Annotated in this window: 10 protein-coding genes and 1 tRNA gene; 4 read left to right on the top strand and 7 right to left on the bottom strand. The window is 27.9% G+C overall.

Features of this window, described 5'->3' with window-relative positions; genetic code table 11:
- Positions 1-396: 396 nt before the first annotated feature.
- Entirely contained in the window at positions 397-1,770 is a 1,374-nt protein-coding gene (dnaB, locus tag M9408_RS01695; RefSeq protein WP_250256965.1) for a replicative DNA helicase, read from the bottom strand.
- Between the two features lie 553 nt (positions 1,771-2,323).
- Here dnaB and zur point away from each other — a divergent pair.
- Positions 2,324-2,797, top strand: coding sequence for a zinc uptake transcriptional repressor Zur (gene zur / locus M9408_RS01690; RefSeq protein ID WP_250256964.1), 474 nt, complete (start codon positions 2,324-2,326; stop codon positions 2,795-2,797).
- A gap of 205 nt (positions 2,798-3,002) precedes the next feature.
- Here zur and ubiA read toward each other — a convergent pair whose 3' ends face one another.
- Positions 3,003-3,875, bottom strand: coding sequence for a 4-hydroxybenzoate octaprenyltransferase (gene ubiA, locus M9408_RS01685; protein ID WP_250256963.1), 873 nt, complete (start codon positions 3,873-3,875; stop codon positions 3,003-3,005).
- Positions 3,876-4,217: 342 nt separating this feature from the next.
- On the opposite strand from ubiA, the gene M9408_RS01680 reads away from it, so the two are divergent.
- Positions 4,218-5,840: an inorganic phosphate transporter gene (locus M9408_RS01680; protein WP_250256962.1), complete on the top strand. Its 1,623-nt coding sequence runs from the start codon at positions 4,218-4,220 to the stop codon at positions 5,838-5,840.
- Positions 5,841-6,195: 355 nt separating this feature from the next.
- Here M9408_RS01680 and M9408_RS01675 read toward each other — a convergent pair whose 3' ends face one another.
- Positions 6,196-8,268 carry a M3 family metallopeptidase gene (locus M9408_RS01675; protein WP_250256961.1) on the bottom strand — a complete coding sequence of 691 codons (2,073 nt, stop codon included), beginning with the start codon at positions 8,266-8,268 and terminating at the stop codon, positions 6,196-6,198.
- 197 nt (positions 8,269-8,465) lie between these two features.
- Positions 8,466-8,539 (bottom strand) — tRNA-Leu (locus M9408_RS01670).
- A gap of 355 nt (positions 8,540-8,894) precedes the next feature.
- Here M9408_RS01670 and M9408_RS01665 point away from each other — a divergent pair.
- Positions 8,895-9,512 carry a Fe-Mn family superoxide dismutase gene (locus M9408_RS01665; protein ID WP_250236217.1) on the top strand — a complete coding sequence of 206 codons (618 nt, stop codon included), beginning with the start codon at positions 8,895-8,897 and terminating at the stop codon, positions 9,510-9,512.
- A gap of 162 nt (positions 9,513-9,674) precedes the next feature.
- On the opposite strand, the gene glyS is transcribed toward M9408_RS01665, so the two are convergent.
- Complete coding sequence (glyS, locus tag M9408_RS01660) at positions 9,675-11,759, bottom strand: glycine--tRNA ligase subunit beta (RefSeq protein ID WP_250256960.1); 2,085 nt, start codon at positions 11,757-11,759, stop codon at positions 9,675-9,677.
- A gap of 24 nt (positions 11,760-11,783) precedes the next feature.
- Positions 11,784-12,698, bottom strand: a complete 915-nt coding sequence (gene glyQ / locus M9408_RS01655; RefSeq protein ID WP_250256959.1) for a glycine--tRNA ligase subunit alpha — start codon at positions 12,696-12,698, stop codon at positions 11,784-11,786.
- Positions 12,699-13,109: 411 nt separating this feature from the next.
- Here glyQ and M9408_RS01650 point away from each other — a divergent pair, with 411 nt between their 5' ends.
- The gene (locus tag M9408_RS01650; protein WP_250248556.1) at positions 13,110-14,117 is read left to right on the top strand and encodes an AI-2E family transporter; all 1,008 of its coding nucleotides are present in this window, start codon (positions 13,110-13,112) and stop codon (positions 14,115-14,117) included.
- Positions 14,118-14,261: 144 nt separating this feature from the next.
- On the opposite strand, the gene M9408_RS01645 is transcribed toward M9408_RS01650, so the two are convergent.
- The gene (locus M9408_RS01645; RefSeq protein ID WP_250236204.1) at positions 14,262-14,672 is read right to left on the bottom strand and encodes an Hsp20 family protein; all 411 of its coding nucleotides are present in this window, start codon (positions 14,670-14,672) and stop codon (positions 14,262-14,264) included.
- Positions 14,673-14,809 lie beyond the last annotated feature (137 nt).

Here is a 14,809-nt window from a genome sequence, read left to right as displayed (position 1 = left end):
AATATATGATGATATAATCAATTAATATAGCTACTCAACTATAAAAATTAATATTATTAACTAATATTTTCATAAAATACTCATGCGCCCAATATACTATTCTAATATTATATTAGTTTTATTTATATAAAAGAAACAATATTTTGAAAAAATTATTTTTAAATTTATTTAATAAACAATTAAAATCTACATGTACACTTATACATAGAATAATAAATTCTGAAACAATAATTTATTTAATTTTATTATTCTGCTGAAATATAAAGAGCACTTTTAAAAATAACACATATAAATCATACCTAGTCTTTAATAGAAATAAACACGAAAATAGTATTCTACACACATAATTATTATTAAGATAATATCTATAATACAACTGTAATAATTAATAGTATATCAATAACAAGCAGGACCGATATAATTATCAAATCGAGACCATTGTCCATTAAAAATTAGCCGTATGGTACCAATAGGCCCGTTACGTTGTTTCCCCAGAATAATTTCAGCAATACCTTTCATATCACTATTTTCATGATATACTTCATCACGATAGATAAATAAAATAAGATCAGCATCCTGTTCAATCGCTCCAGATTCACGCAGATCCGAATTGATAGGATGTTTATCAATACGTTGTTCTAAACCTCTATTTAATTGAGATATTGCTATTACTGGTACTTTTAATTCTTTAGCCAAAGCTTTTAACGATCGAGAAATTTCAGAAATTTCTAATGTTCGATTATTAGATAAAGACGGAACTCTCATTAATTGTAAATAGTCAATCATAATTAAACTTAAACCATCATGTTCGCGACATAATCTACGAGCACGCCCACGCACCTCAGTAGGTGTTAGATATGAAGAATCATCAATATATATATTACGTTTCTCCAAAAGCAGCTTCATAGCACTAATAACTCTTTCTCGATCTTCATGATTAAGTCGTCCCGTACGAATACGTACTTGATCAACTCGAGATAATGAAGCTAACATACGTATCATAATTTGATCACCAGGCATTTCTAAACTAAAAATCAATACTGGCTTTGTTTCAGTCATTGCTGCATGTTCGCATAAATTCATAGCAAAAGCTGTCTTTCCCATAGAAGGGCGAGCGGCTATAATAATAAGATCAGATTTTTGTAGACCATCAGTTTTTTTATCAAGATCTTTATACCCACTAGATATACCTGTGACACCATATTTTGGCTTATTACATACCTGCTCAATATGAGCAACTGTTTTTTCTAAAATATGGTCTATTCCTTTAGGATTAAGATTATGATTACTTTTACTGCGCGAAATTTGGAAAACAAGAGACTCAGCTAAATCTAATAGTTCATCACTACTTCTTCCTCGAGGATTATATCCAGCATCAGCAATTTTATTTGCTATGTCAATCATTGCTCGTATTACTGAACGCTCACGTACTATATCAGCATATGCAGCTACATTAGAAGTGCTAGGAACATTTTTTGATAATTCCGCTAAATATGCAAACCCTCCTACTGATTCCAATCTTCCTTGAATTTCTAAAGATTCTGCTAACGTTATTAAATCAATAGGTTTATTTGTTTCTAACAAACGTTTCATTTCGTTAAAAATAATTCGATGAGCATAATTAAAAAAATCATCAGAATCTACTTGTATTGATATATATTCCCATTGAGTATTGTCTAACATCAAACCACCTAATACTGATTGTTCAGCTTCTAACGAATACGGTGGTATTTTTATATTATTTACTTGTTGATCATGAGCAATATGCATCGTGTTAATATTTCTTCCCGTATAAACTTGCTATCTTTCCCAAGAATAAATATTCTAAATACTTAAACACCAAAAATCATACTTTTACCAAAATATTATTTAAAATGACTACAGTAATTATATTAATTGAAATCATGATAACATCATGTATGAAGATATTATAATATATACATCAGTTGTTTAAACTATTGTAAATAAAATTACGAAAAACACGCTTTTATATTAATTCATTTTTTAGCATTTCCACTAACATAATTATCGAATACTGTTTACCATTAGTAATTAATTACTAATGGTAAACACATATAACATTTTGTTATACATAATGAAATTTACATTATTTATGTATGATTATTCTTCAATTATTTTCAATACTCATTTATTAAATGTTATAACATAATTACTATATAAGAGTTTAATTAATTATATAAACCTTAATTTAATATGCTATATAATTACTGTAAAACACCATTTTATTTTGAAAATATATCTTGATTTGTACCTCCTGTAATAATAGCGACATGCGTCCTATAATTAATAACCAAGGAATAATATGAATACTAATGTCCAAAAAATCTTAACTCAAATTAAAAAATTATGCGAACAACGATGTGTACGTTTAACACCGCAACGATTAGCAGTATTACGATTAATATCTCAATACAACGGAGCTATCAGTGCTTATAATTTACTACATTTGCTGCGACAATCTGCGCTTCCTCATGCAAAACCCTCTACTATTTATCGAGCTTTAAATTTTTTGTTAGAACAAGGATTTATTCATCGTATTGAATCTACTAACAGTTTTATGCTATGTCATTATTTTTTTGAACTATCGCACAATTTTGCTTTTTTTATTTGTAATAGCTGCAAACAAGTTACTGAACAAACAACAAAAGGTATTGAAGAAATTTTGCAAAACATGGCTAAAATTACAGGATTTACTATGTTTAACAACATTATTGAAGCACACGGACTATGTACAAAATGTATTAATATTCAATTGCATTCATATCTGAGATCCTAATTGTTGCATATAATTAATATAAAAAATATTACATAAATGTATACGAATGTAAATAACAACAAACATTGATCTTTAATTAACTTTTATAATTCAATCACAGATATGATTGAATTATAAAAGTTAATTAAAGATCAAAATAATATGATAAAAAATTTATTTTTTACAGCATATATTATCAAGAGTAATAACGTAATACTTCTTTAAATTAGTACAAATTTAAAGCAATCCCCATAAATATTAATGCGCCTATATAATTATTACTTAAAAAAGCTTTAAAATATTGCGTTCGTTTTCTTTCATTAATTAAAATTTGTTGCCATATAAATATGATAGTGACTCCAAATAGCGAAAAAAAATAAAATACTACAGTAAATCGTTCCTTCCATCCGATGATTCCCAATATAAATATAATAATAAACTGAAATATTCCTATGACAAATTTATCCATGTTCCCAAATAATACAGCAGACGATTTTACACCAATATATTTATCATCTTCTCTATCTATCATAGCATATTGCGTATCATATACTATTGTCCATATGATATTCATCATAAATAGTAACCACGCAGTAGTACTTACAGGATAATTAATTGCAGTAAAAGCCATTAGAATAGGCCAACTAAATAATATTCCTAACATTAGCTGGGGAAAATAAGTATATCTCTTAAGATAAGGATATATTCCAGATAATATAAGCGCTACTAAAGATAAAATTATAGTAACAAAATTAAATATTAAAACCAATGCTAATGCAATAATAAGCAATATTAATAAAACCGTTGATGCTTCTTTTTTTGTGATCGCACCAGACGATAAAGGGCGCATTTTAGTACGACGAACACGACTGTCGATATCACAATCGACATAATCATTGATTATACAACCTGCAGAACGCATACATAATACACCAGTAACAAATACTATCAAAATAACATGGTCGGGGATACCTCTATTAGATAACCATAACCCCCATAAAGTAGGCCAAAGCAATAGAAAAAATCCAATAGGTTGATTAATACGCATCAACTGTGCTAAATTGTAGCACTTTTTAATAAAAAACAGCCTATTTGACATAAAATTAGTAAACAATATAATTATTATCTGTATCTATAACACTATCAAGAACTGATATCTTTATAATAGTGTGCGTAAATGATATTAAAGGCATTCATTTCGCTTATATTTAATGAGTAATTACATACTACTATATGTATTCATTGCAATGTATTACGCCAATAAATATCATGTCGCATGCAATAGGAAACTGATATGAAACTTTTTTATAAAAAAATGATCATACAACAACACAATATATCATATGTATATGTGATCACTATAAAAAATATAATTTTTTTTTCTACATAGATTCTCATAGATAATACGAATTTTATCATTTTAATAATGGCGTATTTTCTTATGTCACATTTTCTCTTCAACTTAGAAATACATATCAGAATTATGTTGATCCTTGCATTAATTCTTGTATTTATTTATGAAGCTATTAATGGTTTCCATGATACTGCTAACTCTGTAGTTACCGTAATTTATACTTGTGCATTACGTTCTCATAGCGCAGTATTGATGTCAGGAATATTTAACTTTTTAGGAGTAATATTAAGCGGCTTAAGTGTTGCATATACAATTATTCATTTACTTCCTACATATTTCTTTACAAATACTAATCCTAATCATATTCTAGCTATGATTTTTTCCATGCTATTTGCAGCGATACTATGGAATCTCGGAACGTGGTACCTCAGATTACCTACTTCCAGTTCTCACACTCTAATCGGTACATTAATCGGAATTGGGTTAGTTCATGCGATAATTACAAATTGCCCAATGATGCAAGGATTAAATATCCCGCAACTAATTAATATTTTTTTATCATTAATAATATCACCAATAATAGGTGTAACATTAGCTAGAATAATGATGTTAATACTGTGTCGATATTGGAATAACGGTAAAAAACATAAAGATATTCATATTACTCCAACTCAACAAACAGAAGAATATGGAAGATCTCAGCCATCGTTATGGACTCGTGTTGTACTCATTTTATCTGCAGCTGGAGTCAGTTTTTCTCACGGAGCAAATGATGGACAAAAGGGAATTGGTTTGATTATGTTACTACTGATAGGAGTGGCTCCGGCAAGCTTTATGCTTAATATGAATGCTAGCAGCCATGATATCTCTCGTACTAGAAATGCAGTCAATAATTTTTATGAATATTATACTCAACACTATAACAATTTTAAAACTATCGTTCCATCAGAAATAACATCCATACCTATATCAATAGCATTGAATCAGTTAAAAGTTATTGTGCCTTCCATCACAGATACTACACAAACTTTTATAAAAAACAATAACATAACATATTTTAATCAATATCTATCTTCTCCAGACACAGAAATACAAGTTAAAAAAATTTTCCATGATTTATCATTAACCCTTACTATTATTCATAACGCTTCGTTACTGCTTGAAAATTTAGATAATTATGCAGAACTAAATATAGAACAACGTTCTCAAATGAGGCAGTTACTGATCTATATAGTAGATATTTTAGATCAAATAGTGGCGCTTCCAGAAACCTCTCATAATAATAGAAATTTTCTTAATCACTTAAAAGAACATTTACTGAATACAATTGAATATGCCCCAACTTGGATTATTTTAGCTGTTGCACTATCATTATCTTTAGGTACAATAATTGGTTGGAAACGAGTTGCTATCACTATTGGTGAAAAAATAGGAAAAAAAGAAATGACCTACGCACAAGGCCTATCAGCACAGCTAACTACGGCTATATCCATAGGCACAGCAAGTTATGCTGGTATGCCAGTTTCTACCACTCATGTATTATCTTCATCTATCACAGGAAGTATGCTAATGCGTGGCTGGGGGGTGCAAAGAAAAACAATAAAAAATATTTTAATAACTTGGTCCTTAACCTTGCCTGTTTCTATCATATTAAGTGGGAGTTTCTATTGGATTACATTAAAATTATTACATAAATATATTCAAATATAAACTAAATAGATATGATAAAATTTTTAACAATAATCTTTAATCTGATGTAGTTCTATTAAAAAAATTTTTTGATTTAATTAATATGTTTTATTCAACTATGTGACATCTTAACTTAATCACTTAAAATATAATCATTAAAAACTTCTTATAAAACCAGAGCAAATATGATACATCTATAAATTTTAGATCTCGATAACCTTTATGATAAATAGTTTAAAACTGATGTGTACATCACCTTGAAAACAACAATTTTCACATATTAACAATAATAAATAATCTACACAAACAATTTATTATGATTAATTTACAATATATTAATACGTTAAAACTGTGTTATATTAGTAATAGATTACAATTACGTCAACAAATGATTATCAGCAGGTATAGGAAGATCATAGTATCGTAACATAGATTCTACTGTTACTGCGTGTTCACAGAATTCTATAAGACATTTTCTTAAATCAATAACTCCCCCTAATGCAATAATCTTATTAAGAAATAATTTTCCTATTTTTGGATTAAGAGTACCTGATTTTTTAAAACGATACCAAACATTAGATGCTAACATATCTGCCCATAAGTAACTATAATATCCTGCCCCATAACCATCAGAAAAAATATGAACAAAAGAGTGAGGAAACCGTTCCCAATTTTTTGGAAAATGATGTGTCGATATTTGTTTTACTACTTCGTTAAATACTTTCAATGCATTTCCCTGTTTTCCTAAAAAATATTCATAGTGTATTCGTAAATCAAACAATCCGTATATCACTTGACGTAAAAGATAAGACGATGATTGATATGTTTTTGTTTTTAATAAATTATTTATTATATAGTCAGACAATGGTTCTTTTGTTTGATAATGCGCAGAAATTAGTCGTAATACATCAGGTTCCCAACAAAATTTTTCCATAAGTTGACTGGGTAATTCTACTGTATCCCAAGGCACCCCGTTAATTCCAGATATTTCCGGAACATCGATGCGTGTCATAACATGATGTAATACATGCCCAAACTCATGAAATAAAGTAATTACATCGTTATGTGTCAACAAACATGACGATGTTTTATTGTCTAAACGACCGAAATTACAAGTTAGATATGCAATAGGTTTTTGACTAATATCGTCTTGTCGATACATCATGCTTACTAATTCGTCCATCCATGCACCTTCACGTTTATCTTCTCTAAGATAGAGATCTAAATAAAATCCTCCCATCCATTTATTTTCATCATCAAAAATATCAAAAAATCGTACATCAGGATGCCATGTTTCTACATCATAACGTTCTTTAATAAAGATTCCATAAATACGATTCACTACTAAAAACATCCCATGAAGCACTGTTTTTTCAGGAAAATAGTAACGTAACTCTTCAGGAGTAATAGAAAAAAGATATTGTTTTCGTTTCTCTCTATAATATGCAAGATCCCACGGATTTAAAGATGTACAGGAATATTGTGTTTTAGCAAAATTTTGAATTTCTAAAAATTCTTTATATTCATTATGACATATTTGAGTAGATAAATTCGCAAGAAAATTAAACGCTTGTTCTGGATTTTGTATCATTCTTTTCATTAAAGATTTTTCAAGATAATTATTAAATCCTAACATTTGTGCTAATTCGTGGCGCAATGCCAAAATCTCATCCATTATTATAGTATTATCCCACCTTCCTTTATTAGGTCCTTGATCAGAAGCACGAGTATTAAAAGCCCAATATAATTCTTCTCTAAGTACTTGGGTATCGCAATATAAAAGAACTGAAGAATAACTAGGATATTGCAACGTAAATAACCATCCCTTTTTCCCATAAGCTTGTGCTTCTAAGCGAGCGTTTTCTAAGCTACCCTCTGGTATGCCAGATAGTTCCTTCTTTTCGGTAATTAATTTACTCCAACCTAATGTTGCGTCAAATACATTATTAGCATAACTTAAACTCAACTGTGACAATCTAGAAGTTATATAAATATATCTTTTTTTTTGTTTCAGAGATAAATCAACTCCCGACAATCTAAAGTTACATAAAACATTATTTATAACTTTTTTTTGTACTATGCTTAATTGCTGATAAGAGTCCCCATTCTGTAATAACTGATAAGATTGATACAATCCATAATGTTGATTGATCCAATTTTTATATTCAGATATAAGTAACAAACTTTCTTCATAAACTTTACGTAATTCCAAATTATGTTTTACAGAATTTAAATGTACTATCGGAGACCAAGTACGTTGCAATTCATTTTCTGCGATCATTAATGGATAATATAACGTATCCCAAGTTATATTTTCTTTTGATACAACCTGATCTACCGTATTATAGCAATTAGTCAAAACCTGCTGTATAGATTCCTTTATATATTTTGGATCAATAGAAGAAAATAGAGGAAATACAAAAGAATGAAGTGATTCATTATTATACATACAGTAAACCTTAATTTATAGCTATATTTTCCAATTTTATAAATCTTATGCACTATAATCAGATGTATTTTTACTTTATATATCCAATACGATAAACATCGTTACTTATTGAATAATTTCAATAAAAAATATCATTTACAATTACTCTATTATAGATACAAAAATGTTAAATAAAAATTTGTTAGTGTTTATCTCTCTCGGTGAGGAAGAATTTGAACCTCCGACCTATACGTCCTGAACGTATAGCGCTACTAAACTACACCACTCACCATCCTATAATATAGAATATTTCTTACTTTTACCAATTATAAATACAATAAAAAATTAAAACATTATTAATATAACCTGAATTAATAACAACATCATCAATCAAATATTTAAAGTATAAACAAAAACATAAATAACATCATTTAAAATAATAAAATTATATTAGCGCGCTCTTTCAATAATATATATATCTAAAAATATATTATATATTTCTATTGCTGAGTAATATAAAAATGTTGTATAAGTTATGTTTATCAGTAAATTATCTAAAATAAATATTATTACTTGTTATGTATTTTAATATTGTTGATTTTTAAATTATTATTCTAATATTCACGTCATCATGGAGGAATTTTATTATGAGTTTTACATTACCTTCTTTAACTTATCCATATCATGCTTTAGAACCATTTTTTGATGAACAAACTATGAAGATTCATCATACAAAGCATCATCAAGCGTACATTGATAATGCTAACGCAGCACTAGCCGATTTACCTGAATTTTCTAATTTATCTATTATAGAATTAATACAAAAATTGAATAATTTACCTAATCAAAAAAAAACTATATTACGTAATAATGCTGGAGGCCATATCAATCATAGCCTTTTTTGGAAATTTCTTAAAAAGAATACTACGCTTCAAGGATCATTAAAAGATGCAATAGAATACAATTTTTCAAGTATATCTTTTTTTAAAGATCGTTTTGAAAAAACTGCTATCAGTCATTTTGGATCTGGTTGGGTATGGTTAATAAAACAATACAATACTTTATCTATAGTATCTACTGCTAATCAAGATAACCCATTAATGGGAACAGATATCTCTGGAACAAATGGATACCCAATTCTTGGATTAGATATTTGGGAACATGCTTATTATTTAAAATATCAAAATCGTCGATTAGATTATATTAAATCTTTTTGGAATGTAGTTAACTGGGATGAAGTATCTGCACAATTTAACCAAGTATAAAATACTGCTCATTCATTAACACATATGATAATTGTAATATATTCAAGCATTTGCTCTTATACTAAAAAATTTAATTAATAAGTTTAAGTGCTTGAATATAAAATTTTTAACCTGAGCTTATTTTCACAGACGACACAAATAACAAGCATATGTAACATAGGATTAAAGATGTAGTAACGAAACATCTGCTACCTTTAAAAATAATTTTTTTGCTTTATTTAATAAAGTTAATCGATTAATTTGTACATTCTCATTTTTGTCCATAATCATAACATTATCAAAAAACATATTTACTGCGCTAAATATTTTTATCATAACAACTAACGCATCGTAGTAACGATGCTGAGTACATAATTCCTGCAGTTTCTTTTCTATTGAAATTACCTGCATGGCTAGATTAATTTCTTCTGGCATTGTAAACAAATAAAATTTCACATCATCATTGTATGATATTTGTTTTTTTGATACAATGTTCAATATTCTTTTATAAATCAAATTTAATTTAATATTCTCTTCTTTTTTCAATTTACAAAAATTAGTTACCGCTTCTATTCGAGCATCAACCTCTGCTATATTAGCAGATTCAACGTTTAAAACTGCCCTTACAATATCTGATCTATAACCCCTTGTAGAATACCACGAAAATAAACGATTACACATAAAATTATAGATATCGTTAACAACTTCCGCATTAATCAGTTGTTCACCGTATAATTCCACTGATTTTTTTATTAAAGATAACAAATTTAACGGTAATTTTTTATCTATAAGAATACGTAATATTCCAATAGCAGATCTTTTTAAAGCAAATGGATCTCTATTACCTTTTGGAAATTCTTTAATTCCAAATATACCCGATATAGTATCTATTTTATCTGCAATAGATACAGCACAAGACACATAAGTTGTAGGCAATTTATCTTCAGAAAATCGCGGTTGATAATGTTCTTGTTGCGCTACTGCTATTTTTTCTGATTCTCCATCACGGCGAGCATAATACATTCCGATAGTACCCTGAGTTGAAGGAAACTCAAATACCATGTTACTCATAAGATCACATTTACATAAATGCCCAGCGCGTTTTGTTTGTTGGATATCTACATCTATTTGATTAGCTATCCAACCAGATAATTCTTCTATACGCCAACTTTTATCACGTAAAGTACCAAGTTTTCTATGAAATAAAACAGAATTTAATTTAGGAATATAATCTTCTAAACGACATTTATTATCATTTCTTAAGAAAAACTCTGCATCCATCAAACGTGGAGTTATTACATTCTCATGACCAATAATAATTTTCTCACAATTATTTGAGATAGTGTTTGCTACAAAAATAAAATATGGTAACAACATGCCATTAATAACATTATATACCGAAAAATATCTTTGATCGTATCTCATAATATGAAGTATCACTTCATGCGGTAATTCTAAAAATTTATCATTAAATCTACCAGAAAGAATTACAGGCCATTCTACTAGAGAAGTAACCTCTTCCAACAAATTATTATCCTGAGTATCTATAACGCCTCCAAGTTTTTCCGCTTCTTTCTCTACCGCAGATCGTATAACATTTTTACGCACAACATAATCCGCTATTACCCAACCATTTTTAGTCAAAATATCTGGATAATCATCTGCATGCTCAAGAACAATTTTATTATCTTGCATAAATCTGTTGCCACGCAACATTCGGTTTGTTTGTATACCAAAAAAACAACCTTTAATTAAATATGTATCTAACAATATAGTCATAGTTCGTACGGGTCTAACAAATGGAATATCTATATTTCCCCAACGCATCATTGTATAACTATTTAATTTTTCTAAAGCAGTGCTAATTATTTCACAGAATAAATGTTCATAATTTTTATGCACTGCTACATTATCATCACATTTTAATATTTCTTGATAGTTATCAGTTTGTTTACTGCCTTGAATATTCATTTTACTTGTTATAAAATTTTCTTGATTATATATATTTTTAACGCATTTATTACGTATATCATCACTATCTATTTGATTAGTAAATATAGTGCTATCATAATGATTTCTTTTTATTCTGATACTAGCCTTAACCGCTAAACGACAGGCAGATGCATACCAATTAACCTGATCGCAAATAAAATTATTCTTTTTTAAACCGCTGATAATCTGATAAAAAAAGTTTTTTCCTAATTTTTTTAAAAGTTTCGATGGCAACGGTTCAGTACCAATCTCTACTAAAAAGGTATACTTTTTCATAATAAATATTGTCCTTGTATTACATTATGATTTCTTTATACACGTAGGGAATCCTAAATTTTTACGAAACATGTAATAAGTTTCTGCTATTATTTTTGCTAACTTACGAATACGTAGAATATAATTTTTTCTTTCTGTAATAGAAATCAATTTTCTAGCATCTAATAAATTAAAAATATGTATCGCTTTTAAAATTCGTTCATATGCTGGAATAACTAGTGGTTGTTCCATATTAATTAAATTTTCTACTTCATGTTCATATTGACTAAAAATTCTAAACAAAAATGCAATATCTGTATGTTCACAATTATAAACTGATTGTTCTAATTCATTCTGATGGAACAAATCTCCATACGTAACTGCTCTTAGTGCACTATGTCCCCAGACTAAATCATAAACATTATTTATACCCTGTAAGAACAAGGCTAACCGCTCTAGTCCATAAGTTATTTCTCCTGTAACAGGTTTACATTCTAACCCACCTATTTGCTGAAAATAAGTGAATTGTGTTACTTCCATGCCATTTAACCAAATTTCCCAACCTAAACCCCACGCCCCGAGCGTGGGGTTTTCCCAATTATCTTCAATAAAACAAATATCATTTTTTATATAATTTATTCCGAGCGTTTTTAAAGAATCTAAATATAATTGCAACATATTTTTGGGAGAAGGTTTCATAATCACTTGAAACTGATAATATTGCTGCAACCTATTTGGATTCTGGCCATATCGACTATCCATAGGACGACGAGATACTTGAACATAAGCAACTGAAGCAGGTTCTGGACCAATCGCATTAAAAAAAGTAATAGGATGTGAAGTTGCTGCTCCAACTTCTATATCTAATGGTTGAGCTATAATACAACCACGACATCCCCAATAATTTTCTAGTGCTTGTATCAATCCCTGAAAAGTATTGTAATTATTATTACAGTGCATTTTTATCTTATTTATTCAAAAAATTTCTACATTTCATATTTATAATAATATCAATTATTTCAATATTGTTTATGATACAATCGTGCAATAAAAACATGATATATATTTACTAACAGTAATTAGTCATCATGTCACTAAAAATATTTAGAACTAAAATATATCAACATCTACATTTTATATATTTATTAAGATTTATATACTTTTCTTTTGTTATGTACACACCTAATTTTTATTAAAAGAATATCAATTAAATTATTTAAAATAATGTTAATTTTACAATTAACTTTAAAAACATGCTATATGACGATCTAAAATTCATATACATAAAATTACAAAATCTTTAGGTTACTCTAAATCTTGATAAGAAACTATATATTTCTAATATCTATATATATTATTAGGAAATAAAAAATGATTTCACAAGACACATCAATCATGATAATTTCTTATATAATAATATTTACAGGTATAATGATTATTATACCATTAGGTTTATTTCCTTGTTTTTTTTCTGGATTTTTAACTTATGAAATTATAGTATCTTCTGCATCTTACTTTGAACGTTTTGTTGGAGCAAATCGTGCTCGTTGGGCTGCTGTGATACTGATCACGGTAAGTATCGCTATTGTGATAACTATAGTAATTATTAATTGTACTAATTTTTTTACAGAAGATATTAATAATATTAGCATTTCTACTGAAATTAATCGAATCTTTTCTGATTTAAAAAAACGACTCCCCGATTTCTTACCCTCTTTCTTACCAAATACTACTGAAGAACTAAAAGATCAAATATTTAATTGGATTGAATCGAACTTAATTCTTATCCGCAATATGGGTCATACTTTTCTACACGGATTTATCACTTTACTAATAGGATTAGTAATCGGTACCCTGGTGTCTTGTACTAAATCTACACAAAATCATACTAATAATACATGTTTTACTATCCAACTATCAGAACGTATATACAACCTTTCTCAAGCGTTTCGTAATATTGTTTTTGCTCAAATTAAAATTTCTTTAGTAAATACATTATTAACATCTGTTATGATTTTTATTTTGTTACCATTAATTGAAAAATCTTTGCCATTAGGAAAAACTTTAATTATTATCACTTTTATTTTAGGTATGTTACCAATTATAGGAAATCTTATTTCTAATATTATGATCACTATTTCTGCTTTATCTATTTCATTGAGCATTGGGATAATAATGTTTATTTATTTAATATTAATTCATAAATTAGAATATTTTCTTAATGCTGAAATTATTGGAAACAGAATTAATGCTAACCCTTGGGAATTGATACTTTCAATGCTTTTTCTAGAAGCAATATTTGGTCTAGAAGGTTTAATAGCAGCTCCAATTTTTTATGCTTATTTGAAAACTGAACTACGTTTAAAAAAACTAATTTAATATTTAAATCCAAAAAATACATACATAAGTAATTAACAAGTATCAAAATAGATAAAACCAAAATCGGGTTTAATTCATTAATTGACACAAACCCGATTTTGGTTTTTCATATACAACGATACAACAACAAATCTAATTACTTTACTATTTAATTTCTATACGCCTTGGTTTTAGTGTATCTGGTAATATTCTTTCCAAATGTATATAAAGAATTCCATATTCCAAATTTGCTCCTGTTATTTGAATATGTTCGGATAATTGAAATTTTCTTTCAAAATCATGCTCAGTAATACCTTGATACAAATAATTTTTAGAATTTTGATGAGAATCAGCATGTATTCCTTTTATTACTAACATATTATCATGCATTGTGATATCTAATTCACTATTTGTAAAACCAGCTACTACAATAGAAATACAGTATTTGTGCTCACTAACCAATTCAACATTATAAGGCGGATAATTTCCATTATTTTGTCCAATTTCCAAAAAATTAACCAATCTGTCAAATCCAATAACAGACCCATATAATGGCGAAAAATCAAAATTTCGCATTTATAATACTCCTAATAAAGTGATTGATAAATTTTATAAACATAAAGATATTAATATTTTAATGATCGATATCTATCATACTAACATCTACATCATAGCAACTATATATTCTTATAATATCAACTTATTATTATATA

Source organism: Candidatus Blochmannia vicinus, from assembly GCF_023586525.1.
In the GTDB taxonomy this organism is placed as follows: domain Bacteria; phylum Pseudomonadota; class Gammaproteobacteria; order Enterobacterales; family Enterobacteriaceae; genus Blochmanniella; species Blochmanniella vicinus.
This window is presented reverse-complemented; position numbering and strand designations above follow the sequence as displayed.